We start from the raw sequence: 21,984 nt of genomic DNA, 5'->3' as shown, positions 1-21,984 counted from the left end.
TTTTTCAGAATGTTGAGGTGGGGGTTTTACTGCCCGCGAATAGGGGATAAATTCATGTGGCTTTAATGGACAGTGATGTACTTTGCTCATTAAAGCTTGTTAAAGGGAAGAAGGTAGAAAAATGGGGGAAGCAGCACGTTCTACAAAAGAAGAAATTCTTCAACTTTTGAAAATAAGGGGAGAACAGACTGTTGCGGTATTAGCGGAAGCATTGCAAATTACGGAGATGGCAGTGCGTCGTCATGTAAGTAGGCTTGAAAAGGAAGAGTTGATTGAAACGAAGATGGTGCGTCAACATGTCGGGAGACCGATGTATGTCTATCGTTTAAGTACGAAAGGAGAAGACTTGTTTCCGAAACAATATAAGCAGTTTGCAGTCGAAATGTTAGAAGACTTGCTGCATATTGGCGATGAGGAACTCGTTAAGAAGCTTTTAAGGGCACGTACGAACCGTATGGAAGAACAATTGGCAAACCGTATAAATCGAAAAGAAACAACAGTAGAGCGATTAAAAGAAATTGCAGTCATGCAAGAGAAAAATGGTTATATGGTGCGTGTGCAGCAAGAAAGTGAGCGCTCCTTCCTATTACAAAAGCAAAATTGTCCGTTAATAGAGGTAGCTGAAAAATTTCCGCAAATTTGTCATGATGAGAAAAATATGTATAATACACTGTTGCCAGATGCTGATGTGAAAGTATTATCTAATATGTGTGATGGAGATTGCTTCTGTTCGTATCAAATAATAGAAAAAAAATGAACATTATGGGACGCTTTTTGAAAAAGCGTTTTTTTCTTTTTGGAAAAAGGATACGATAAGAGGAGAGTATGTATCAAGAAGGAGTGGCACCTATGTATAAAGGCTATTTAATTGACTTAGACGGAACAATGTATCGAGGCGAAGAACGAATTGAAGAGGCAAGTGATTTTGTAAAGGCGCTGCAAGAGCGTAACTTACCATATTTATTTGTTACAAACAACTCAACGCGTAGACCAGAGCAAGTTGCAGACAAGCTTGTGCAGTTTGATATTCCAGCTAGCGCAGAACAAGTATTTACGACAAGCATGGCAACAGCGAACTTTATATATGAAAGAAAGCAAAATGCTTCTGTATATATGATTGGAGAAGAAGGTTTGCGCGATGCCCTTGTGGAAAAAGGATTCACACTTGTGGATAGTAATCCCGATTTTGTCGTTGTTGGATTAGATCGCGAAGTTACATACGAAAAGCTAGCAAAAGCGTGCTTAGCTGTTCGTAACGGGGCAACATTCATTTCAACAAACGCTGATATTGCCATTCCAACAGAACGCGGCTTATTACCAGGGAACGGTTCTTTAACATCCGTTGTAGCAGTATCCACAACAGTAAATCCAATTTTCATTGGTAAACCAGAATCCATTATTATGGAACAGGCTCTAAAAGTGCTTGGTACAACGAAAGAAGAAACGTTAATGGTTGGGGATAACTACGATACAGACATTTTAGCTGGTATGAATGCGGGGATGGATACGCTTCTTGTCCACACAGGAGTCACATCTGTGGAAAAATTAACAGAATATGATGTGCAGCCAACGCATGTTGTCCACAGTTTAACAGAGTGGATTGAGAAGATGTAGGAAGAGATAGGCAATCGTAAAAGGTTGCCTATTTTTTTTATAACAAAAAATTCGTTCTGGTGATACATATGGTCGAATTGTGTGAAGTTTTATTCCTTCCTTGCTGAACAGGTGAATGGTATAATATGGAACAAATGTAATAAGGAGGCGTATTTATGAAGTGCACAAAAATGATGGGGGTACAAATTTAAGGGGAAAACGCATCATTTACCCTATAAACTGCGCGGTTCCCCCTTAATATGGGGGTATCATCCTAGTGGAAAAAGATTTACAACAATTAAAGAATAGTAATATATCAACTACAGTAACCGATTTATCGAATTATGTATTTAGTGATGTAAAGAAGGCTTTTCTATGGCTTGGCTTTCTTGCTTTCTTCAGCGTATTGAACGAAATGGTTTTTAATGTAGTTTTACCTGATATCGCGAAAGACCTTGGTATATCACCGTCTTTGGCTAACTGGGTAAATACAAGTTTTATGCTTTCATTTGCTATTGGGTCAATCACTTACGGAACAATAAGTGATAAATATGGTGTGAAGAAATTACTTGTTTTCGGTCTGCTAGCTTATAGTGGTGGGTCACTTTTAGGTGTGTTGGCACATTCTAATTTTTTTGCTGTAATTGCTGCGCGTTTTATTCAAGGTGTTGGTGCATCATCAGTGCCGGCGCTTATTATGGTAATCGTTGCACGCTACGTGAAATCAGAGAATCGTGGTAAAGCATTTGGTATAATCGGCTCGTTGGTAGCTATGGGAGAAGGAATAGGTCCAGCTCTTGGCGGGACGGTTGCCCATTATGTACAGTGGCCATTTCTTTTTCTGATTCCGATGCTGACACTTTTCACTATCCCCTTTTTTCTAAAAGAACTTCCTAATGAATCCACAAAGGGAGAGAGGATAGATACTTGGGGATTAGCGTTACTGTCCTGTGGGATTGTCACATTTACTATATATACAACGCAATATAACTGGTTGTATTTGTCGATTAGTTTTGTGTTGTTTGCAGGATTCGCTTTGCATATACACAAGGCTGAATCGCCTTTTATAGAACCACGATTATTTATAAATCGAAAGTTCATATTGGGAGTTCTAACTGCTTGTATTCTGCTAGGAACCGTAGCAGGTTGTATATCAATGATCCCTTATATGATGAGAGGTGTACACCAGCTATCTGCAAGTATGATTGGGTGGGTTATATTCCCAGGAACTATGAGTGCAATGTTATTCAGTATAGTTGGTGGTAACCTAGTTGATAAACGAGGAACTACATTTGTGTTATGGATGGGCTCATTTTTCATTATTGTGAGCTTTTTTATCATTTCATTATTTGCGGATCAAACACCATGGTTAGTTTCTGGTATGTTGATTCTAATGTTTGGTGGACTCTCCTTCGTTAAAACAGTAATTTCCACGAGTGTTGCCGATGCTCTGGAGCCGAAGGAAGTCGGCGCAGGTATGGGATTTCTCAGCTTCGCCTGCTTCTTAGCGGAGGGACTAGGGATGGCTACTGTTGGTGGGTTGTTAACAAAACATATTCTAGAATATCCGTTATTTTCCACTATACAAAATGCTAAAGCGTACTTGTATAGTAATTTACTACTTGTTTTTATTGTTACCATATTAATCGGAGCAACTATCTATACAGTAGCTTATAGTCGAAGAAGGAAAAGGCGATAAAACATTCGTACAGGGACAATTTCCGCAAGAGAATGTCTTTTTGGATCGCGGTATAGAAAAGTGGAATAACAATGTAAACTTATTAATTAGAAATGAAGATATAAAAGAGTTAGAAGAGGTCCTGCAAAGATATATCCCTAAAATTATTGGAAATTAAAAATCCACCTTCACAAGGTGGATTTTCGTTAAAACAAACGATTCACTAGTTCTTTCACTTCTTCAAGGTATTGTGTTCTCACTTCGTTATCCACAGAAGGAACGCTCGTATAGAAAGCGTGCTCGACTGTTTCAATACCAGTAAAATCAAAAATACCTGCATCAGTTGTTTTCTTCATTGCTTCAAACATACCGCTTGCATCGTAATTCTCTTTTGAATTGCCCATTGTGGATAATAATACCCCTTTTTTACCTGTTAAAAATTTATCAACGCCATTTGGGCCGTATGTAAAAGCAAATCCTTGGCTAAATACACGTTCTACATACCCTTTTAAGATAGCGGGAAGGCCTGCCCACCAAACTGGATAAATAAATGTGATCACATCTGCCCACGTAATATGTTCTTGTTCTGCCTTAATATCAGCCGGCGTATTTCCTTGTGAAAAGGAAATGAAATCATCGACAGCTAATACAGGATTGAAGTTTATAGCATATAGATCGCGAACACGTACTTCATGTCCTTTTTCTTGTAACTGTCCTTGAAATGTTTCTAAAATTGCATGATTAAAGCTTTGTGGATTCGGGTGTGCATAAACGATTAAATGTTTCATTACAATTCCTCCTGCCTGTGGATATGTTAGTAGTATGTTCAAAGTGTGAATAAAACATATTTTGTAACTATTGTAGTTACAATGTGTTAAGAAGTCAAAGAAGATGCCTCTTACAGATTAAGAAACAGGAGTTTTCCTAGCGTGAGCGAATATGTAGAAGGAAAGAGAAGGTGAACGTAGGAATGAACATTCATAGACTTACGCTAGAAGAAGCGCAAAACATAAATGTGTGGCAATATGATGCGCCGTATGAATTATATAGTTTTACCGGAGCGTCTGAAACGCTGGAAGAATTGCTCGACGGTACATATTATGGCGTTCGTAATGAGCATAATGAAATCGTCGGTTATTTTTGTTTTGGGGATAACGCACAAGTGACGGGCGGAAGAGAGGCAAAGTTATACACAGGTGAGTGTGTTGTGGATATTGGGCTTGGAATGAAACCGGCGTTAACTGGAAAGGGATTGGGGATATCTTTTTTACAAGCTGGACTGCAGTTTGCGAACGAGCAATTTAGACCAGAGAAAATCCGTTTAAGCGTAGCTGCTTTTAATGAGCGTGCAATCGCTCTGTATATGAAAGCAGGTTTTCAAAAGAAGACTTCTTTCATGAGCAGGGGAAGGGAATTTTTACTTATGGAGTATGACGCGGCGGAATGTAAAAACAAATAAGAAAAACCAGCTTAAAGAAGTTGGTTTTTCCTGTTTTTGTACTATTCAGCATGTGCAGCTCTATGCGCTAAACGGCTGGATGCAGCAGCGGCAATTGCTCCGACGATATCATCGAGGAATGTATGAACTTTACCTGTGGATTTGTCATTTAAATATTCTAAAATACCTGGTTTTAATTTATCAATATAGCCAAAGTTTGTGAAACCGATTGAACCGTATACGTTGACGATAGATAAGGCAACGACTTCATCTACACCGTATAATCCTTCGTCACGATGTATGATGTCTTGAAGAGGAGCGCTTAACAACCCTTTTTCGGCAAGGACGTCCAGCTCAATTCCTGTAATGAGTGCATTTTGCACTTCGCGTTTGGATAAGACGCGTTCTACGTTATAACGACACTCTTCCATTGCTAAATTGGGATGATATTTTTTTTGAAGAAAATGAACGAGCTCTGCAATATCGTCAATTGTTACACCGCGTTCTTGTAGTAATTGTAATGCTCTTTCTTGTAGTTCATTTCGTTGTGTCATGATTATCACCTTTTTTTCTTTTTAATATTGTATACGTATATGTGTACTATGTGCATAGGAATGAAAGTTAATCAGAAGCTCATATATATATAGAAAAAATATAGGTGGCGAGTACGATGATTCAACATATTTATGAGCATTACCATATACACGTCAAAGAATTTACAACCCTCGGTCCCTATAAAAGCTTTTGGGTTCGAAATAAAACTTATGTGCTTCTTGCTACGGGAAACTTGCAAGAAGAAGAGCTTTTTGAAATGAAGAAGTTAAGTGATTATATGAATCAGCAAGGCGATATTACAGTTGCGACGTTTGTTCCAAACATACAAGGTTATTATGTTAGCGAGATAGAAGATACAAATTATTGTTTGCTGAAAGGAATGCGTATGTTAGAGCGCAATGTAATGTCTTCAGGAAGCGAGCTATCGTTATTTCATAAGCGCGGAGCATTCTTTTCTGATGATATTGAACATCTCAGCCGAATTGGTGAATGGAAGGCGCTGTGGGAAAAACGATTAGATCAGCTCGAACGCTTTTGGCAATCAAAAATAGTGAGTCACCCTACTGACATGTTTGAACAATTATTTATCGAATCATTCCCTTACTATTTAGGTCTTGCCGAAAATGCGATTCAATATGTAATGGATACAGAAATTGATGATATTCCTCAACGCGCTGACGCCGCAACGATTTGTCAAGAACGATTTACGCCATTACTTTGGCAGCAAACGAAGCGATTAAAGCTGCCAGTTGATTGGGTATACGATCATCCAAGCCGCGACTTAGCAGAGTGGGTCCGTCACGTTTCTTTTGAAAAAAGAGCGAACTGGGAAGAAGAAATTGCTCAATTTGTAACCGACTATGAACGTAACTATCCATTATCTTCTTTTGGATGGCGGCTGCTATTTGCGCGTCTTCTCTTTCCTCTTCATTACTTTGAAACAATTGAAGGGTATTACTTAACTGGAAGCGAGACGCAGAAATATGTATATCAAGATCGGCTAGAAACCATTTTACAGCGGGTAGATCAATCGGAACAATTTCTTCAGCACTTTTATGACCTTATTCGTTTACCTGTTGATAAGTTAGGAATTCGTAAGTTAGATTGGTTAACATAATATGTAATTTAGAAAAAAGAGACCATAGTGGGTCTCTTTTCTTTAGCTTAAAATACTTGTTCTACTTCGATTACGCCTGGTACTTCTTCTAAAAGTGCGCGTTCGATACCAGCTTTTAATGTGATTGTAGAACTTGGGCAGCTGCCGCAAGCACCTAGAAGGCGTAATTTAACGATACCCTCTTCAACATCTACTAATTCTACGTCACCGCCATCACGAAGTAAGAATGGACGTAATTTATCTAATACTTCTGCTACTTGTTCGTGTAAGTTTTCGTTTTCCATTTTTATCGACTCCTTTCATTAGTTTTATTATAATCAAGATACAGGGGAAAATCTATTTTTAATGTCTTTCTTATGTTGTCAAAATAGTTTATGGAAATTTCCTTCTTATATGTGACAATAAGATGCAGAAAAAAATGTATGTGCAAATGGGGGAGAGAATATGATAAAAGTTAGCGTCTATGGGGCAAAGGTTGTATGTGCTAGCTGCGTTGGGATGCCGTCATCAACGGAAACGTATGAATGGCTGCAAGCAGCAATTGGAAGGAAGTATGAAAGACAAGAAGAGAAATTTCACTTTGAATATGTGGACATTCACGAGCAGCAAGAAGAGGAAGAAAAACGAGCTTTTGCTGAGCGTGTGATTGAAGAAGACTTATTTTATCCTGTTGTTCTTGTGAATAATGAGATTGTCGGAGAAGGCAATCCTCGCTTGAAGGATGTATACGAAGAAATTGAGAAATATTTATAATATAACTTATAACTCACAGAGCTCTTGCAACGTAGATTACGAAACGCAAGGGCTTTTTCCGTATTCGAAAGGGTGGATGAGATGAAGAAGGGCTTTGTAATAGGGAGTATAGGGCTTTTTGCAGTCAGCGGTATTGCCTATATGGAAGGAGATGCAGCGATGATTTACTCGTTAGCAGGTTGGCTGAGCCTCTTTTTCTTAGCTAGTGCAGCATTTCTTTGTATAGATGGATTCATTTTAGGAGCGCGGGGGACATTTGCTTCAGCAAAGCCAAGGCGAAAAGAATCCCGTTTTCAATCTGCTAAAACGAATGTGTTTGCAGTGATTCCAAATGTGGTAGCTGCGTTAGGGGTATACTTATGGGTATCGTAACGGAGCATTTTGTACCAGAAGAAGTAAAGGTCTTATTAGAGCAGTATGTGAATGGACTTCAGGAAATCGTTTCTAAAGAAAAACTAGTTGGCGTGTATTTGTATGGTTCATTAGCATTAGGAGCTTTTCATTTGGGAATGAGTGATGTTGATTTTGTAACGGTGACAACAGAACAAGTGAGTGAAGCAGAGAAAGTGAAGATACGTGAACTACATAAGAAACTCTATAAACATGATCTTGGTAAGCGAATGGACGGTATGTATATTCCGTTTGTTGATTTAGGAAAGCAAAATCATGAAATGTCACCGTATTTATATTGTTCAGATGGAAAAATGAATGAAGGGCATTGGGATATTAATTCTGTGACGTGGTGGACATTAAAAAATCAAGGTATTACTGTTTGGGGTAAACAAGCAAACGAACTTCCGTATGCAATCACGTGGAATGATGTTGTGAACACAATGAAATACAATGTGGAACAATATTGGAGTGAGAAAGTAAAGCGTCCGTATTTATTTTTATCTACAGAATGGGTGGAGTTTGCAGTTGTGACAATGGGACGTATCATATACACGTTAGAGACGGAACGGATTGTTTCTAAAGATGAAGGGCTGCAATACGTGATGCAATCTTTTAAGCAATGGGAACCGCTGTTGCAAGACGTATATCGAATCCGTCACAAAGGAGGAATGAAACCGTCCTTATCGAGATGGAGACGTGCTGAGATGACGAAGAAGTATTTATTGTTTGGGATAGAGGGATGTAAGAAGAGGTGGGGAAGATAAAGTGAAAACAAAAAAACAAGAGCTGCACGTGCGCTCTTGTTTTTTTGTTTAACCATTATGATGCTTATACATCCAAAGAATACCTGATTTTAAAAGGCGAGGTACGCGGCCCATTAATGGCTGATTTGCGAGTAAACCGAAGCCGTGTTTTTTACCGAGAGAACCAAGAACACCTTTTAATTTAATAACAGGTAGTTCTTCTGGTAATGTTTCATTATTCCAACGTTTTAATAATATTTGGACAATTTGCTCGCCTTGTCCTTCTGCTAGCTGAGCAGATGGTGCGTGCGGCAACGCAGCGCAATCACCTAACACATACACATTCTCAAAATCTGGAATATTATGATATTTTGTTAATACAACACGACCGCTATTATCGTGCTCGACAGGTAGATTACGAACAACCTCATTTGCTTGAATGCCAGCTGTCCATACGATTGCGTCGCATTCAAGTGGTTCATCGTGGTTATACACAATATTTGGCTCCACTTTTGTAATGTTCGAGTTGCGAATGATTGTAACATTATGTTTCAAAAACCACTCTTCTACATATCTACTTAATTTTTCTGGGAATGGGAAAAGAATGCGATCTTTTCGGTCAAATAAATAAATGTTTAAGTCTGGACGGCTTTCACGAAGTTCACTTGCTACTTCAACACCGCTTAGTCCAGCTCCTACAACAGCAACTGTTGCGTGTGGCTCTAAACCGTTTAGTTGTTGATATGTTTGACGAACTTGTTCAATGGATTGAAGGCTATACGTATGTTCTTGCGCTCCTGGAACGTTGTGATAGTTGTCTTCACAACCAAGTCCAATAATTAAGTCATTATAATTCACAATTTCACCGTCATCAAGATGAACGGCTTTGTTTTCTAAATCAACATTAGTTATCGTCCCGTATTGAATATTAAGTCGTGGATGTTCTGGAAATGGAATGCGAATATGCGTTTCAGAAATCGTTCCTGCTACTAATGCGTAGTATTCTGTTTTAAAACAGTGATACGGCACTTTGTCGATTAATGTCACTTGAACATCATCCGGAAGTTGGTTGCTCGGAAGAAGACGCTGTAAAACTCTCATTCCACCGTAGCCCCCACCAAGTATTACGAGGTGCTTCATGATGGATTACCCCTTTTCTGTTGAAATATCCCCTAATCATAAAAAGTTTTTATATTACAAAAATATTTTGACTTTACCCACTCAAATTATATCGAATTCAGAAGCAAATAACAATGTATGAATGCATAATCTGTTGTACAATAAGAAGAAAAGTGGGGCGATTTGTGAAAAAATTGTAGAATGTTGCAGTTTTCGACCGAAAAGTGCTTTTTATTAAGGATTAACGCATAAAACGATTGAAAATTTTAGTCGTTTCAGCTCGATTTATACAACATCTTAGTTTTACTGTTATAAAACAAGGGTTAATATATAAAGGTAGGGGGGAATAAGGGTGATTAAACCGTTAATTGAATTTTGTGTTGGCAACCTTGCAAGTGGTGCGCAAAAGGCAAGGGAACAACTAGAGAAAGATCCGAATTTAGATGTGATTGAGTATGGTTGTCTTGGTTATTGCGGTATTTGCTTTGAAGGACCGTATGCACTTGTGAACGGTGAAGTTGTAAAAGGCGAAACACCGGAAGAACTTGTGAAAAATATATATGATTATTTAGATGAAAATCCGATGTTTTAAGGCGTTGCAACGAAGCAGCGTCTTTTTTATTTGGATACATAAAATCATCTCGAAGGAACAGGCTAATTAGTGCAGCAAGTACTGATATGTATATATAAAAAGAGAAAGCCCTTTGTTGAAGGGCTTTTTTCTTACACGATACGTGTAAGCACGACCTTGTTACGCCAAAATTGTCGTTGAATATGAGAAACGGGGGACATTCTTATTGTTTTCCAAAAGCGCTCATTTTATACTTATAACAATAAAAAATTTTGGAGTGAACCAATATGGAACAACTTTTTTTTACGAAAATGCACGGTCTTGGAAATAATTATATTTATGTAAATATGTTTGAAGAACAAATTGCAGAAGAGCATATAGCGAAAGTTGCTGAAAAAGTGTCAAATGTGAATACTGGGATTGGTTCTGACGGAATGATTCTAATTTGTCCATCTGACGTTGCTCCTGTAAAGATGCGTATTTTTAATAAAGACGGTTCAGAAGGAAAAAGCTGCGGGAATGGACTGCGATGCGTTGCAAAGTACGCATATGAGCATAAATTAGTAGAAGAGACTGTTTTTACAATTGAAACGTTAGCAGGAATTGTTACAGCAGAAGTAGTAGTTGAAGATGGAATTGTAACTTCCGCTACAATTGATATGGGTGCGCCGCGATTAAAACGCACGGATTTACCGATGTTAGGTGAAGGAGAAACACCATTTATTCGTGAAGATTTCCTTTACAGCAATCACCGCTATGCATTTACAGCTGTCTCAATGGGAAATCCGCATGCTGTTATTTTTGTAGATGATATTGACGAAGCGCCGCTTACAACATTAGGGCCTGTGCTAGAAACGCATGAGATGTTTCCGGAAAGTGTGAATGTAGAATTTATTGAAGTTCTGAATCATCATGAAATGCATTTCCGTGTATGGGAACGCGGTTCTGGTATTACACAAGCGTGTGGAACAGGAGCATGTGCTGCAGTTGTAGCTGCAATCTTGAATGGAAAGATGAAGCGTGGACAAGAAATCACTGTTCATTTAGCAGGCGGGGATTTAATGATTACGTGGACAGAAGAAGGAACAGTTTTAATGAATGGTCCTGCAGAAGTCACTTGCAGCGGTGTATATTATTATAAGATTGAAGAGTAAAGATGTATAATAAAATGAAAGAAGAAAGGAAGGTGGATTCTATGATTACTGTAACAGAACAAGCGGCATATCAAATTAAAGATATGTTAAAAGATGCCGAAGATGGAGAGAAATACGTTCGTCTTGCAGTGCACGGCGGTGGATGCAGCGGTCTTTCTTACGGCTTAGGATTTGAAAGAGAACCAAACGAAGACGACACAGTTCTTGAATTTTTCGGTGTTGAATTTGTTATTGATAAAGAAAGTGCTCCGATTGTAAAAGGAGTAAAAATCGATTATAAGCAATCAATGCTTGGCGGCGGGTTTACGATTGATAATCCAAATGCTATCGCATCATGCGGATGCGGATCATCATTCCGCACAGCGACGAATGCTGGTAAGCCTGAAGAGTGCTAATGCAACTTTTTAGTATCGAGATATGAGTATTCAATCGAATATGAGAAGCTGCTAAAGAAGTCTCATTGAGGATTTAATCAAATGGTTATCTAATTCGCTATAAATGAAAAACGCTTGGATTCGTTCAAGCGTTTTTTTTGTGATTTCTAATAAAATCATGGCAACATTCTAATACTAATAAAAAGAGGTGATTTTGATGGGAAAATGGAATGAACAGGCGGCACCAAATAATAATTTGCCAGCCAGCACAATTCGGTCATCTGAACTCCTGTTAGGAAAGAAAGCAGATCATGAATTTTCAGAGGAGCTTTCCGATGGCGGAGAAAGAGATAAAAACATTCAGATACTCAAAAATAATTCTAAATAGAAAAAACTGATGCAGAGGTGGCGATGAAAAAATCGTCACTATTTTTTTGCTTTGTTCCCCATATTCTCTCAACATACGCTTCAAAAAAATATGCCAAAATCAAAAAGATTATTGTATAGTTTAAATATTAAATCACCTAGGAAGAACTATGCAGCAATTAGTGATGTTACGTAATCACTTTCGAGAAAAAGATATTAACCTTGTTTCTATTTTATTACTAAAGGGGGAGTAGACATGGCACAACAAAGCTTGAAACGCGAACTGCAACCGCGCCATATCAGGCTTATGGCAATAGGTGGGATGATTGGGACAGGAATTTTCAAAGGAAGTGCAGATACAATTTCAGCTGCAGGACCCGGCATCGTTTTTTCTTATTTATTTGCAGGATTTCTTCTTCTCATTGTTATGAGTGCAATAGCGGAAATGGCTATTGCTTATCCTGGTTTAAACATTCAAGGGATGATTCAAAAAGCTTTCGGTTCTCGTTTCGCCTTTGTCATTGGTTGGCTCTACTGGGTCGACTGGATTTTAGTTATTATTGTTGAGGTTTTGGCAGGGGGGAGCTTTTTACAATACTGGATTCCATCCGCTCCTTTATGGCTGCTTAGTTTAGCATGTACTGCGCTGCTTCTTCTTATCAATTTGTTTAGCGTCAAACTTTACGGTGAAATAGAGTTTTGGCTTGCGAGTTTCAAAATTATTACTCTTGTTTTATTTATTTTGCTTGGTTTTGCCTTATTATTTGGCTTCATTCCAAATCATGAAGCAGCATATTTTACAAACTATACAAGTCATGGCGGATTCTTTCCAAAAGGATTGGGAAGTATTTTCACAGCACTCTTAATAGTTGTCTTTTCTTTCGGAGGCTCAGAATTAATCGGATTAACTGTAACAGAAACGAAAAATGTGGAACAGACGCTTCCTAAAGTAATAAAAGGGGTTATGTTCCGAGTGGTTTTATTTTACACATTACCTATTCTCATCATCACTGGACTTATCCCTTGGGACGAAGTAGGAAAGCAAGGCAGTCCTTTCGTACAGGTTTTCTCTGCAACTGGATTACAAGGTGTAGCACATATTATGAACTTCATTTTATTGACCGCTGTGTTGTCGGCTGCCAATTCAGGAATGTATGCTACTTCTCGCATTTTGTACTCTCTGGCACAAAATAACGAAGCTCCTGCTCTATTCTCTCGTCTTACTAAGCGCGGTGTTCCCATCTGGGGAGTTCTTGTCAGTTGCACTGGTTTATTAATTGGAGCTTTTATCGCGTTCCTTACACCAGAGCATGTTTTTGGCTATTTGATGTCTATCCCGGGCTTTACTGTTTTGCTCATTTGGACTAGCATTTGCCTCGCGCAATTCAAGTTGCGTAAACAGTATCCTAAAATGCCGTATTTTCGCGTGTGGTTCTTTCCATACAGCACCTTGTTTGCAGCAGCTGCCTTGGCAATTATTTTTATTTTCTTCTTGTTCAATGCAGGCAATATAATTAACTCTATTGTATGCGTAAGTATTCTTATCCTTTTATCTGGCCTATCTATTTTGGTTGGTAGAAAGGAATCGAAATAAAGATCTTCAGCTTAAAAATGCCGTGTGAAGCGGCTTTTTTTTTGTCCTAGCATTTCCGTTTTATTAAAAAAAAACTTCTGCAAGACTTTAACAGAATGTATATTCCACACATGATTAGTTCATATAACATGTTTGCAAAAAATTTCAGATGACTAATAGTAATTACGGAAAAATAATTCTTCACATAACGTTCGAAAAAATGTTTGAAAAATCTAAAAAATTAGATTATTATTTAATTAAGGTGAATTTTTCGACAAATAAAGACAACTATTTACAAATGGTGAGAAATTTTGTGGTTGTATTTTTCATTCTATATCTTTGATTCCAAAGAAAATAAGGAGGAATGATTATGCCAAAAAAAACCCGTAAATTACTCAGTAAATCATTTAAAGAATTAGTGCAAGAAAATAAACAAAAGATACTTGATGATAAACAAGAATTGGAACGAATTGAACAACGAATTGAACAACGTCATATAATGAAAACACCAGCCTCATAATGGCTGGTGTTTTCATTTATCCTGCTATTCGCGGGCGGTAAGACCCCCACCTCAAGATTCAGAGAGAAGCAAAGAAGATAGGGGGGATAAAGAACCCCCCACTGATGGAAGTTTCACTTTATTAAAAAAAGCTTCTGCAAGACTTTAGCAGAATGCATATTCCATACATGATTAGTTAACATGAAATTTTTTGGAAAAATCCCCAGATAATTAATGGTAACTTGGGAAAAAATTTTCACATAACGTTCAAATAAATAACGTTTGAAAAATTAAAAGTTATATTATTATTTAAGTAAGTCGAACTTTTCGACAAATTAAGACATTTTTTTACAAAGAGCGAGAGATTTTGTGGTTGTATTTTTCATTCTGCATCTTTGATTCCAAAGAAAATAAGGAGGAATGATTATGACAAGAAGGCACCGTAAATTACTCAGTAAATCATTTAAAGAATTAGTGCAAGAAAATAAACAAAAGATACTTAATGATAAACAAGAATTGGAACGAATTGAACAACGAATTGAACAACGTTATATAATTACAAAACCAGCCTCATAATGGCTGGTTTTTTCTTTCACTGAAATACTTGAGGGAACTGCTTTACTATTCCTTCAGTAAGCGCATCCGCCATTTCTAAGGCTTCCTTCTCAATTTTGTCATACAATTGCGCACTTGATTGATAATCTTTCTTTAGCATGGATACTGCCTCAGCTTTAGTTAATGCTAGATGCTCATAAAACATTTTCCTGAATTTTTCTTTAGGTATATGAGGATTTATGCTGCTTATGAATTCAACAATTTTGTCTGCATTGGCGTACCATTTTTTCTCTGCGATTGAGGCAGCGTTTTGATCGCCGGCCTTTGCTGCCTTGACAAGGTCTGCGGCGATTACTAAGTGGTCTTTTATCAAATTACTATATTTTGTCGCTGCATTTTGACCGTAGAAAGGTTTGAGTAAATTACCCATATCCGGAGCGTTTTTAAGGAGTCGTGTAATAGTAACGTTAACATCTGGTAAATTAAAAATAATGCTAATGATGGCCATCCTTGTCCAAGCGACATGCTGTTCCCATAGTGAGCGCATATAACTTTTTAAATCAACTTCATTTTTACTGATACGGTAATCTCGTGCCATTGAAAACGCAGATTGTGGATCCCAACTTACATAAGGTATATCATATGTGAAATAATTGGATGGCCAATAAGGGTACATAATGATTACACTCCTTTGAACATATATACCTCACGATATGATAAACTTCATTCTTAAGTTCTGTGTCCAAATGTTTTTATCTTCTATAACGATTTCTTCACTCTTCTTACGTTTGTATACAGTCATCTTCCGAAATAACTGTAAAGCCATGTCGTCTAAATAGTGCAGTTGTAACGCCGTACCCATTTTGTTTTTGTCCGTTAAACTCTCCTGTATAAATGACGGAACTTCCGCAAGATGGACTGCGTTCTTTCAGAATAATATACTCAGGATTTAAATCTTTTATTTGATGTAATGCTTCATAGGCGCCAGCAATAAAGATTTCCGTCACATCATTTCCGTTTTGGTCTATTACTTTTGCAGTTCCGTTCAATACATCGTCACCGTTTCCACCGACAATTTCGGCAGGTGTACGAGGTGTTGGCAATCCGCCTAATACTTCCGGACAAATAAGAATCGTTTCTTCTTTTTCTAGCAGTTCTTGAATCTTTGTAACGAGATTATCATTTCCGTCATAGCGACAAGCAATTCCAGCTAAGCATGCACTGATTACGATCATGTTTTCACCTCAGTTTGATGGATTTACTTTCATCATACAACAAAATCTTTCGCCACTTTTCTGTTTTTCCTCTTATTTATACAGTGAAAGACTACCCATGAATAGTGGGATAAACAGGGGGATAAGCATGAGTAAATTATATACATTAATGAAAGAATATAGCGAGTTTCAAAGTAAAGAAGAGTTTAATACATATCAACAGCAAATTTTGACGCAGTATCAAGCTCATATGAATAAAACAGATTTTCTCGTAATCTGTTTGTTAGGAAGGTATGCGATAAACGAAAAACAAAAAACGGTTGGTGTTGCATGTCCATTAATGGAAACAATTGCAATGAAAATAGGGAAGAGTGTACGGACTGTACGCCGTTCGATTGCAAAGCTTGAACAGCTTAGGATTATTAAGCGTGTGTTTACGAAAGAGAGGTATAAGCGCGGGGGATATAGTGCGAATTTGTATGTGTTTCGTAAACAGACAGTTGACCGCATGAGTGACCGTATGCAAATGACCGCATGTGAAAATGGCGAGAGTGCAGGAGAGTGTAAGAAGGAGCAGTTGAATGAGGAAACGGAAACTATTGTTTATGAAAACAATTTAAAGATACAACAGAAAATAAAAACGTATGATATGGACGAAACGTATTGCCGTCATGATATTCCAGTGCGATTTGTAGATGCGATTTCACCAATGTCTCGTCATCCACAAACAATTAATTTTACCTGGAGTAAAGTGGAACTCGCTTATAAAAAGAGCGGTTTATTTGAGCTAGGGTTGTTGTGGGAACAGATTATGAAGCATGATGATATACAAATGCAAATCATTAGGCGGACAAAAAGCGTTGTAAGGGCGTATAAGTACGGTGAGATTCGCAAAGATTTTGGTGCACTTTTATATGGTACGATGCAGGCATTATTTTTAGATATCGCATTAGAGTGGGGGGCGGCAGTGAGAAGGAACAGCGGGATTGTTTTATATAATCCATTTGAAAGTGTAAAAAGAAAAGAGTCATGCTTATGAAGCATAACTCTCTACTTTTAATCAAATTTTCGCACAGTCGGAACGCGAATGGCGATAAATAATACAAACAGAATGACAGCAATTGCACCGCTTTTCATAATCGTGACAATTGGTATCCCGGCAGCTAGTGCAAGTGAGGTAAGGGCATACGAAATAGGGATAAAGCCCATCGATGATAACATGAGTAAGCTCATGACTCGGCCCATCATTTCTTCTTTCACAGTTGATTGAATCATGGCCATTAACGGTACGATGGCCATTGCGATTGAAATACCGTAAAAGCAGCCTGCCAGAACTGCTTGCCAAAGTGTTGTACTAAAGTTAATAGATAAGAAGAAAATACCAGATAGCAGCATCATAATAATGCAAAATAAACCGCGTCGCCGATTAATATTTCGCAGCCCGACGATAACTGCACCAATGGCCATTCCCCCGCCAACAGCAGCTTCTAAGTAGCTAAAGTGGAGCGAGTCGCCGTGCAGTACATCTTTAATGAACAGCGGAAAACCGACTTGCATCGGTCCAATTAAAAATAAATTCAAAAAGGCGCTGCAAATAAGAAACGTTGATAAAAATGATGATTCTTTCACATAAAGGATGCCTTCTTTAATAGAAGTGAACATGCCTTTGTTTGGATTTGTTTCTTCTTGCACTGTACTTGTGTGAACTTTTTGGATGAGTATGGCAGCAATAAGTAATAATAAAATCGTTATCGTAAAAATTGTTTCATAATTACTGAATTTAATTAGTATTCCGCCAAGGACAGGACCAAGAATAACAGATGCTTGGTTTGTCATTTGCGTGAGTGAATTTGCTTGTGTAAGGCGATGTTTCTCTACGAGATCCGGTAAGATAGAGCCATCAGCTGACCAGAAAAAGGCATCAGCTAAACCAAAGAAGAGCGCAAAGAAAGCAAATGTGTATAATGTGACGTGCCCAACGATGAACCAAATGAGAATGACTGTTACAAGAAGCGCGCGCACAATATTAGAATAAAACATGATGTTTTTTTTCTGGAATTTGTCTGCAACGGCTCCGCCGATAATCATAAAGATTAGGCGCGGAACACTAAGGGCAACAAATACAATTCCAAGTGATGCTTCTAAGTTTAATGTCTTTGCTATGTACCACGTTTGCGAAAACGTAAAAAATGCTAAGGCAAAGCTTGAACATAGGGTAGCGCCCCAAAGAAAGAGGAAGTTTGTATTTTTTAATAAAGGCGTTCCCATTTCTTTTACAGCAAGTTTACTTTTATGTAATTCCTCCATATGAATCCCTTTCTGTCATATGTCTTTTTATCTTTGTTAACAGTTTCTAATTTTTCTATACAGATACTTTTCCATTGTATTCAAAAAAGCAGAATTTGCCCAGCGGATTTTTGAAGCATAAAAATAAGAAGGTGCCGAGGCATCTTCTTATTTTACACTTTAAACTAACGCAATATAAATATCAACTTGTGCATTATTTGGATCGAAAGTTCGTTTATCCTACATTAACGGGCAGTAAGGCTCCCACCTCAAGATTGAGAGAAAGCAAAGAAGAATGGTTGATAGTAACCACTCCTATGTCTAATTTAAGGATAATTATGGTGAAGATAAGTAACTAAGTCAATACAGTAATAGTACAAGTGTGTATATTTGGTAGTAATTGACCATAATTACTTGTAAGAGGTGATTCATGTATGGAACAAAAAATAATATGTTTTAGTGCTTGTAGTTCAGAAGCTTATAAAAATTTTCAAGAATCCGTTGAGCAACCAGTATCAGTTAATCAATTGGGCAAAAATATTAAAGTAGCTATTCAAGAAGTTGATAGTTCTTTAGATTCTGTATCGATATGGGCTATGCGCTACAGCCCTAAAAATCAAAAGCTTTGGGAGAAAATTGATGAAGGCGATATTGCCCTTTTTTATGGAAATAGGAAATTTATTTCGTACGGTAAAATTATTAGAACGTTAATGTGTGAACAGGCAGCAAAAAATATTTTTGGTGATACTATTTACAAGTTACTTATCATAATGGAAAAAAATAAAGCTGTAGATCAAAAAAGAGATAAGCTTTGGAATACATTTAAGTACTCTGAAATAGCTCGTATTCAAGGTATGATGATCCCAAATATAAAAGTGCAAAATGAACTTTTACAACTTCACAACAATAATATAAGTAGTTTATTAAATGACTTATTAGAAATAAAAGATAATGTAGGTTGATATTAAACTGTTCCATTAATAGACACTTCGAAAAAAGTTGATTAATTTTTCGAATGATTCTTTTGATTGATTAAGTACCTAATTATTTTGATATTTGCTCAAGTTTCATATAGGTATTTACCGTATTTTGGAATATATATCTTTTATGATTGGTTTTTTATAATAACAGCTTGATTTGCATAAGTCGTTTAGAGGTCATCACAAATATAGCATATCGCCTAAAACATAAAATACTGAATCCCACATATAAGAGTATATCTAATATGTGGGATTCAGTATTTTATTGTGATTTGTCGCACTGTTATTGTATGTTAAAATAGTTTAGCCCATGAATTATCCGTTTGACAAATTATGAGGTGATTATAAATGTGGAACAAAGTTTTTAAAAATATGGAATTTGAAAACCTTCACAATAATGATAGCTTTGTAGGATTGGGGGATAGTGTAGATCTACTTAAGAAGGTTAATGATAAAACGATTGATTTAATATTTGCAGATCCTCCTTACAACATCGGGAAAGATTTTGGTAATAATAAGGACAAGTGGGATAATACTCATGAATACATTAATTGGTGCAAGCAATGGATTGACGAATGTTTCCGTGTGTTAAAGGATAATGGAACATTTTATTTTATGACAGCAACACAATACATGCCTTACTTAGATGTTTATATTAGTGAAAACTACAATGTACTATCTAGAATTATTTGGACATACGATAGCTCAGGTGTTCAGTCTAAAAAAATGTTCGGTTCACTTTATGAACCCATTCTTATGGTAAATAAGGACTCTAAAGCAGCTTATACTTTTAATGCTCAAGATATTTTAGTTGAAGCAAAAACGGGTGCAAAAAGAAAACTAATTGATTATCGTAAGAATCCACCACAGCCTTATAGTACTGAAAAAGTTCCTGGGAATGTGTGGGAATTTCCGCGTGTTCGATTTAAGATGGAAGAATACGAAAATCATCCGACTCAGAAACCAGAAGCTCTTTTGGAAAGAATTATAAAAGCTTCTTCTAATCCGGGTGATATTGTTTTAGATCCATTTTCTGGTTCGTTTACTACTGCTGCGGTTGCTGTTAAGAATGGCAGAAAAGCATTGGGGTTTGAGTTCAATAAAGACTTCTATTTAATCGGTTTGAGAAGAACAGGAATAACAGAAAGATATGACGGAATTAAATTAGAAAAAGATAAGAGTCGAAAAACAACCAATAAATCTAAAAAAGACCACGTAGTTAGAGAAGGTGACATTACTTCTGAAGTGGAAGAAATAGAACACCTTGAAATGTTTTCAGGAGCTAATTTAAAAGTCCGCTAAATGCGGGTTTTTAAATCAGCTCCTTTTTGGTTTCATTAAAACTAGGTTGGCATCTTATATCAATCTATTTTTAATGAATATTTCCTTCTACTTTTCGATATTATCCAGTTCCAGCGGCTCGGCTACTCGCATATCGAGCATCGTCGAAGGGTCTTTATCCCGCATTAATGAGCAGTAAAAGCTGGAGAAGAGCGGGGAAGAAAACTGCCCGTAAAAGCCCGATCGGTTCAACTAACCATCAGTGAGAAAAGCATCACTGATGGAAGTTTCACTTTATATCATGTCGAAGCGCCGATAAATCGGCGGACACGTAAAAAAGGGACTGATCCAAAAGGCACTTACGTGCCTTTTGGATCAGCCCTATATTAAAACATGCTAGAACTATGCATTGGTTGCAGCTTCGCATTTGGATCGAAGTACGCTTTTGCATTGTTTACTGCTGTTGGCGCTTCGCCAAATCCGCATGCAATTAGTTTTACTTTTCCCTCGTATGTACAAATATCACCAGCTGCGTAAATACCAGGGATGTTTGTTTCCATTTTAGAGTTTACAACGATGCTGTTTTTTTGGATATCTAAGCCCCAGTCTTTAATTGGACCAAGAGAAGATACGAAGCCGTAGTTTACGATGACATCATCAACATCAATGACAACTTTTTCTTCCGTTTTCACATGTTGAAGTACAACTTGTTCAATTTTCTCTTCACCGATTAGTTCAACTGGAACGTATGGTGTTTTGACTTGTGCGCGAGAGTTCATTAACGTTTCAACGCTATGCTCATGTGCGCGGAATTTATCACGACGGTGAACAATTGTTACTTCTTCTGCGATTGGCTCTAACATCATTGTCCAGTCTACCGCAGAGTCTCCGCCGCCAAACACGACAACGCGTTTGCCAGCAAATTTATTCATATCCTCAACGAAATAGTGTAAGTTTGCTTTTTCGAATTTCTCTGTACCTTCTAATTCTAAACGGCGTGGTTGGAACGCACCGTTTCCAGCTGTAATGATGACTGATTTAGAGTAGTGTGTTTCTTTATTTGTTACAAGTTTGAACACGCCATCTGCTTGTTTTTCTAACGTTTGAACAGCTTCTTCTAAACAAACAGTTGGTTCGAACTTGCTCATTTGTTCTTTTAAGTTATTAATGAGTTCTTGTGCACGAATTTTAGGAAAACCTGCAATATCATATATGTACTTTTCAGGATATAATGCAGATAATTGACCGCCGAGTTGTGGCAAGCTTTCGATAATTTTTACGCTTGCTTGTCTCATACCGCCATAAAAAGCTGTGAATAGTCCAGTTGGGCCTCCACCAATAATAGTGATGTCATATACTTTTTGATTTTCTGTCACTGTTTACTCCCCCTATAATTAGGAAATTTTTCGTGATTCTCCTATATACACTCGTATGTATGTTATACGGAACTTCCGTGAACGGAGTGCAAGCGCACTCAAGACAAATGATATCATATTTTATAAAAAAAAGCGTTAGGAAACGACTGAATTGTGTATACACTTTGTGTAGATCTGTTAGAAAAGAAAAAAACTATTCAATAAGTGAAGTGTATATCTCTTGGTAATTATAACTAGCTGCAGTTAGTTGAAACAATTTATCGGAAAATGGTCAAGAAAATCCCACCTTCAAAACGTGCAGGGCATAGCCCAGTTTAAGGTGGAGATGAATTGCCAGCGCATTTGTAAAAAGATTTTTGTATTAAC

Annotated in this window: 26 protein-coding genes and 1 pseudogene; 19 read left to right on the top strand and 8 right to left on the bottom strand. The window is 37.3% G+C overall.

Annotated features, from left to right (window positions below):
- Window positions 1–121: 121 nt before the first annotated feature.
- From NKR74_RS21460 to NKR74_RS21445, 4 genes and pseudogenes are all read left to right on the top strand, one after another.
- Window positions 122–757 carry a helix-turn-helix transcriptional regulator gene (locus tag NKR74_RS21460; RefSeq protein WP_253630779.1) on the top strand — a complete coding sequence of 212 codons (636 nt, stop codon included), beginning with the start codon at window positions 122–124 and terminating at the stop codon, window positions 755–757.
- A gap of 92 nt (window positions 758–849) precedes the next feature.
- Window positions 850–1,614, top strand: coding sequence for a TIGR01457 family HAD-type hydrolase (locus NKR74_RS21455; protein ID WP_098308950.1), 765 nt, complete (start codon window positions 850–852; stop codon window positions 1,612–1,614).
- Between the two features lie 292 nt (window positions 1,615–1,906).
- Window positions 1,907–3,292, top strand: a complete 1,386-nt coding sequence (locus NKR74_RS21450) for an MFS transporter (RefSeq protein ID WP_253631191.1) — start codon at window positions 1,907–1,909, stop codon at window positions 3,290–3,292.
- A pseudogene (locus tag NKR74_RS21445) lies at window positions 3,273–3,449 on the top strand (iron ABC transporter substrate-binding protein); the annotation flags it as partial. The gene NKR74_RS21450 and the pseudogene NKR74_RS21445, both read left to right, overlap by 20 nt.
- 28 nt (window positions 3,450–3,477) lie before the next feature.
- On the opposite strand, the gene NKR74_RS21440 reads toward NKR74_RS21445, so the two are convergent.
- Window positions 3,478–4,059 carry an NAD(P)H-dependent oxidoreductase gene (locus NKR74_RS21440; protein ID WP_253630778.1) on the bottom strand — a complete coding sequence of 194 codons (582 nt, stop codon included), beginning with the start codon at window positions 4,057–4,059 and terminating at the stop codon, window positions 3,478–3,480.
- A 182-nt stretch (window positions 4,060–4,241) separates the two neighbouring features.
- Between NKR74_RS21440 and NKR74_RS21435 the strand changes: the two genes are divergently transcribed.
- A complete protein-coding gene (locus NKR74_RS21435) occupies window positions 4,242–4,730 on the top strand; it encodes a GNAT family N-acetyltransferase (protein ID WP_253630777.1) in 489 nt (162 codons plus the stop codon).
- Window positions 4,731–4,771: 41 nt separating this feature from the next.
- Here NKR74_RS21435 and NKR74_RS21430 read toward each other — a convergent pair whose 3' ends face one another.
- Window positions 4,772–5,263, bottom strand: coding sequence for a phosphatidylglycerophosphatase A family protein (locus NKR74_RS21430; protein ID WP_253630776.1), 492 nt, complete (start codon window positions 5,261–5,263; stop codon window positions 4,772–4,774).
- Between the two features lie 116 nt (window positions 5,264–5,379).
- Between NKR74_RS21430 and yutH the strand changes: the two genes are divergently transcribed.
- Entirely contained in the window at window positions 5,380–6,381 is a 1,002-nt protein-coding gene (gene yutH / locus NKR74_RS21425; protein WP_098308750.1) for a spore coat putative kinase YutH, read from the top strand.
- Between the two features lie 47 nt (window positions 6,382–6,428).
- Here the strand turns inward: yutH and NKR74_RS21420 are convergent, their stop codons facing one another.
- Window positions 6,429–6,665, bottom strand: a complete 237-nt coding sequence (locus tag NKR74_RS21420) for a NifU family protein (protein WP_098308748.1) — start codon at window positions 6,663–6,665, stop codon at window positions 6,429–6,431.
- Between the two features lie 160 nt (window positions 6,666–6,825).
- Here NKR74_RS21420 and NKR74_RS21415 point away from each other — a divergent pair, with 160 nt between their 5' ends.
- The 3 genes from NKR74_RS21415 to NKR74_RS21405 all read left to right on the top strand — a co-directional run bounded on the left by NKR74_RS21415 (window position 6,826) and on the right by NKR74_RS21405 (window position 8,291).
- The gene (locus NKR74_RS21415) at window positions 6,826–7,134 is read left to right on the top strand and encodes a YuzD family protein (RefSeq protein ID WP_098308744.1); all 309 of its coding nucleotides are present in this window, start codon (window positions 6,826–6,828) and stop codon (window positions 7,132–7,134) included.
- 81 nt (window positions 7,135–7,215) lie between these two features.
- Window positions 7,216–7,506: a hypothetical protein gene (locus NKR74_RS21410; RefSeq protein WP_098308742.1), complete on the top strand. Its 291-nt coding sequence runs from the start codon at window positions 7,216–7,218 to the stop codon at window positions 7,504–7,506.
- A complete protein-coding gene (locus NKR74_RS21405; RefSeq protein ID WP_253630775.1) occupies window positions 7,494–8,291 on the top strand; it encodes a nucleotidyltransferase domain-containing protein in 798 nt (265 codons plus the stop codon). Before NKR74_RS21410 ends, NKR74_RS21405 begins: the two co-directional genes overlap by 13 nt.
- Before the next feature lie 48 nt (window positions 8,292–8,339).
- On the opposite strand, the gene NKR74_RS21400 is transcribed toward NKR74_RS21405, so the two are convergent.
- On the bottom strand, window positions 8,340–9,410 hold the full coding sequence (locus tag NKR74_RS21400; protein ID WP_253630774.1) for an NAD(P)/FAD-dependent oxidoreductase: 1,071 nt from the start codon (window positions 9,408–9,410) through the stop codon (window positions 8,340–8,342).
- A gap of 331 nt (window positions 9,411–9,741) precedes the next feature.
- On the opposite strand from NKR74_RS21400, the gene NKR74_RS21395 reads away from it, so the two are divergent.
- The 7 genes from NKR74_RS21395 (at window position 9,742) to NKR74_RS21365 (ending at window position 14,502) form a co-directional block, all read left to right on the top strand.
- The gene (locus NKR74_RS21395; protein WP_098308736.1) at window positions 9,742–9,981 is read left to right on the top strand and encodes a YuzB family protein; all 240 of its coding nucleotides are present in this window, start codon (window positions 9,742–9,744) and stop codon (window positions 9,979–9,981) included.
- 266 nt (window positions 9,982–10,247) lie between these two features.
- Complete coding sequence (gene dapF, locus NKR74_RS21390) at window positions 10,248–11,114, top strand: diaminopimelate epimerase (protein WP_253630773.1); 867 nt, start codon at window positions 10,248–10,250, stop codon at window positions 11,112–11,114.
- A gap of 41 nt (window positions 11,115–11,155) precedes the next feature.
- On the top strand, window positions 11,156–11,509 hold the full coding sequence (locus NKR74_RS21385) for a HesB/IscA family protein (protein ID WP_098308732.1): 354 nt from the start codon (window positions 11,156–11,158) through the stop codon (window positions 11,507–11,509).
- Window positions 11,510–11,705: 196 nt separating this feature from the next.
- Window positions 11,706–11,876, top strand: a complete 171-nt coding sequence (locus tag NKR74_RS21380; protein ID WP_253630772.1) for a hypothetical protein — start codon at window positions 11,706–11,708, stop codon at window positions 11,874–11,876.
- 234 nt (window positions 11,877–12,110) lie between these two features.
- Window positions 12,111–13,448, top strand: a complete 1,338-nt coding sequence (locus NKR74_RS21375; protein ID WP_253630771.1) for an amino acid permease — start codon at window positions 12,111–12,113, stop codon at window positions 13,446–13,448.
- 349 nt (window positions 13,449–13,797) lie between these two features.
- On the top strand, window positions 13,798–13,947 hold the full coding sequence (locus NKR74_RS21370) for an FbpB family small basic protein (protein WP_253630770.1): 150 nt from the start codon (window positions 13,798–13,800) through the stop codon (window positions 13,945–13,947).
- 405 nt (window positions 13,948–14,352) lie between these two features.
- On the top strand, window positions 14,353–14,502 hold the full coding sequence (locus NKR74_RS21365) for an FbpB family small basic protein (RefSeq protein ID WP_098309267.1): 150 nt from the start codon (window positions 14,353–14,355) through the stop codon (window positions 14,500–14,502).
- Between the two features lie 16 nt (window positions 14,503–14,518).
- Here the strand turns inward: NKR74_RS21365 and NKR74_RS21360 are convergent, their stop codons facing one another.
- Window positions 14,519–15,157, bottom strand: coding sequence for an acetylglutamate kinase (locus NKR74_RS21360; protein ID WP_253630769.1), 639 nt, complete (start codon window positions 15,155–15,157; stop codon window positions 14,519–14,521).
- 106 nt (window positions 15,158–15,263) lie between these two features.
- The gene (locus NKR74_RS21355; RefSeq protein WP_253630768.1) at window positions 15,264–15,716 is read right to left on the bottom strand and encodes a 2-thiouracil desulfurase family protein; all 453 of its coding nucleotides are present in this window, start codon (window positions 15,714–15,716) and stop codon (window positions 15,264–15,266) included.
- A gap of 127 nt (window positions 15,717–15,843) precedes the next feature.
- On the opposite strand from NKR74_RS21355, the gene NKR74_RS21350 reads away from it, so the two are divergent.
- On the top strand, window positions 15,844–16,734 hold the full coding sequence (locus tag NKR74_RS21350; protein ID WP_253630767.1) for a helix-turn-helix domain-containing protein: 891 nt from the start codon (window positions 15,844–15,846) through the stop codon (window positions 16,732–16,734).
- 17 nt (window positions 16,735–16,751) lie between these two features.
- Here the strand turns inward: NKR74_RS21350 and NKR74_RS21345 are convergent, their stop codons facing one another.
- Window positions 16,752–18,002 carry an MFS transporter gene (locus NKR74_RS21345; RefSeq protein WP_253630766.1) on the bottom strand — a complete coding sequence of 417 codons (1,251 nt, stop codon included), beginning with the start codon at window positions 18,000–18,002 and terminating at the stop codon, window positions 16,752–16,754.
- Between the two features lie 413 nt (window positions 18,003–18,415).
- Here NKR74_RS21345 and NKR74_RS21340 point away from each other — a divergent pair, with 413 nt between their 5' ends.
- The gene (locus tag NKR74_RS21340; RefSeq protein WP_253630765.1) at window positions 18,416–18,943 is read left to right on the top strand and encodes a hypothetical protein; all 528 of its coding nucleotides are present in this window, start codon (window positions 18,416–18,418) and stop codon (window positions 18,941–18,943) included.
- A gap of 366 nt (window positions 18,944–19,309) precedes the next feature.
- On the top strand, window positions 19,310–20,263 hold the full coding sequence (gene yhdJ / locus NKR74_RS21335) for an adenine-specific DNA-methyltransferase (protein WP_098309261.1): 954 nt from the start codon (window positions 19,310–19,312) through the stop codon (window positions 20,261–20,263).
- Window positions 20,264–20,628: 365 nt separating this feature from the next.
- Here the strand turns inward: yhdJ and NKR74_RS21330 are convergent, their stop codons facing one another.
- A complete protein-coding gene (locus NKR74_RS21330) occupies window positions 20,629–21,618 on the bottom strand; it encodes an NAD(P)/FAD-dependent oxidoreductase (RefSeq protein ID WP_253630764.1) in 990 nt (329 codons plus the stop codon).
- Window positions 21,619–21,984: the final 366 nt, after the last annotated feature.

This window comes from Bacillus sp. 3103sda1 (assembly GCF_024159135.1).
Classification (GTDB): Bacteria; Bacillota; Bacilli; order Bacillales; family Bacillaceae_G; genus Bacillus_A; species Bacillus_A rhizoplanae.
This window is presented reverse-complemented; position numbering and strand designations above follow the sequence as displayed.